General features: G+C 54.8%; 1 protein-coding gene. It reads right to left on the bottom strand.

Annotated features, from left to right (window positions below; all coding sequences use genetic code 11):
* On the bottom strand, positions 1 to 400 hold a 400-nt coding region (locus tag POTG_RS22565), incomplete at its 3' end, for an IS110 family transposase (protein ID WP_009227167.1).
* Between the last annotated feature and the right edge of the window lie 398 nt (positions 401 to 798).

Below are 798 nucleotides of genomic sequence, written 5' to 3'. Positions count from 1 at the left end.
CCTGCATGACGATGGTGGTCGTCAGGCGGCCGAAGCGCAGGCGATCCGCAATGACCCAGGCGTCGAGCCGGTCGGTCTTGTCCATATCCGCATAGGCTTCTCTGAACTTGCTGATGAGCTTGGGGTTCAAGGTGAACACCTTGGCCTTGCGCTCTCGAAGCGCTGGATCCTGATGCAGGTACATGGCAGGGTGCCAGCTGTAGACGGAAGTGGCTTCCAAGCCGATGTGAATCTCGGTGACGGCCAACTTGTCCGCTGCAGCGACGATTTGGTCACGCAAGTGCGAGGCGCCATTCAAATTGTTTTTGACGGTGAGTGTCTCAAGCTTGTCACCGTCAGCGTTCATGAAACACGCTTCGAGCTCTTGCGAGCTCACGTCAATACCGACAAAAAGCTTCAAGTGAAATTCCTCCTTTCGCTAGGGATTCAGGGAATGGACGCTCCGGGATGCCTCCGGCGCACGCGCAGATCTATCACCCTCGCGTATGAGGACACACTTCGGGCCATGAGCTGCCCCGGATCTGCTAAAACCGGGCATGGGATGCCGAAGGGAACAGCCAGCGGGTAAGAAGCTCAGACGCGTACCGGAGAAACAGACTTAAGGAGTAGACGATGCTACTGGAGGCAGAAGGATTTCCCCGAATGGACCCTACGTTCCATTGTCCAGAGGCATACCGGAAAGTCCAGTCCCTGATGGAATTTTCAAAGAACAAGCTGGAAATTTGGAGGCTGTTTTCCATCCCCCGGGGGGATGGAAATGAACCTAAAAGAGCTTTTTAAAGATACTATACGAGGAGG

Source organism: Paenibacillus sp. oral taxon 786 str. D14 (assembly GCF_000159955.1).
GTDB classification, from domain to species: Bacteria; Bacillota; Bacilli; order Paenibacillales; family Paenibacillaceae; genus Fontibacillus; species Fontibacillus phoenicis.
This window is presented reverse-complemented; position numbering and strand designations above follow the sequence as displayed.